The sequence below is a fragment of the Pedobacter sp. 10L46_2 genome, assembly GCF_056395165.1.
The window spans coordinates 1-1,114 of the sequence record NZ_JBFTIZ010000549.1 but is presented as its reverse complement, the minus strand read 5'-3'; the positions used below and the strand labels follow the sequence as shown (position 1 = coordinate 1,114).

Genomic DNA, 1,114 nt, shown 5'->3' with positions numbered 1-1,114 from the left:
GGTATGTATTTTCTGTTAAACTTTTACCRGAAATGAAAAACATGCAGACTAAATTGTTTTACTTAGACAAAAAATGATATTCAAAAAATCTTTAAAACTTTTCTTAATATTTATGACCATAGGACAAAGTAACTTTGCTCAGAAAACATTTGAGATCACTACAAAAAACAATGTACTTGTTTTGGAAACGGATAAGGACAATTCATTGCTTTTGAGTTACATCGGCAAAAAGCTAAAGAACACTGCAGAGTATTCCAGCATTCAATCTCTGGATAAATACAAACCTGGTTCTGACGACCTCTTTAACAAACGCGAAGCATACATTGCCTCGGGTTCTTTGAATTTATTGGAACCTGCCTTAACAGTAACCCATGCTGATGGAAACAAATCTACCGAACTTACATTTTCCAGAGTCGAAGAAAAGCAGATCGATCAAAATAGAAAACTGACCAGTATTGTACTCAAAGATGCAAAATACAATTTTGAGGTTAGCTTACACTATTTATCTTACTTTAATGAAGATGTAATAGAACAATGGGTACAAATTGTACACAAGGAAAAAGGGGATGTTGTTTTAAATAAATATGCCTCAGCAAATCTTACCCTTAGTGGTAAGAAATTCTTTCTAAAAAACCACTATAGCGGTTGGGGCCGTGAAATGCGCTCTGAGGAACAACAGCTTTTGCATGGAATAAAAACAATTGATTCGAAACTTGGAACCAGAAATAACCTGCTAAACTCCTCTTCTTTCATGATTTCTATTGATCAGCCGGCCACAGAAGATTTAGGAGAAGTTGTTGCTGGCTCATTGGAATGGACAGGAAACTTCAGGCTGGATTTTGAGACTTTTGATGAATATTACTTAAGGCTAACTGCTGGAATCAATAACTTTTCTGGGAATTACACGCTAAAACCAGGAGAAGAATTTATAACCCCCCGTTTTGTTTATACCTATTCGGCAAATGGAAAAGGCATTGCGAGCAGAAACCTGCAAAACTGGGCAAGAAATTACCAGTTACTGGAAGGTATGGGCGAGCGATCAACGTTGTTGAATAACTGGGAAACTACATATTTCGATTTTAACGATGAGAAATTGAATCACCTTATTCAAGAT

General features: G+C 35.9%; 1 protein-coding gene. It reads left to right on the top strand.

Annotation, left to right across the window (positions count from 1 at the left end; translation table 11 throughout):
- Nucleotides 1-112: 112 nt before the first annotated feature.
- Nucleotides 113-1,114 (top strand): glycoside hydrolase family 36 N-terminal domain-containing protein (locus tag AC1DDX_RS27710; RefSeq protein WP_477623073.1); only part of this gene is annotated, 1,002 nt, incomplete at its 3' end.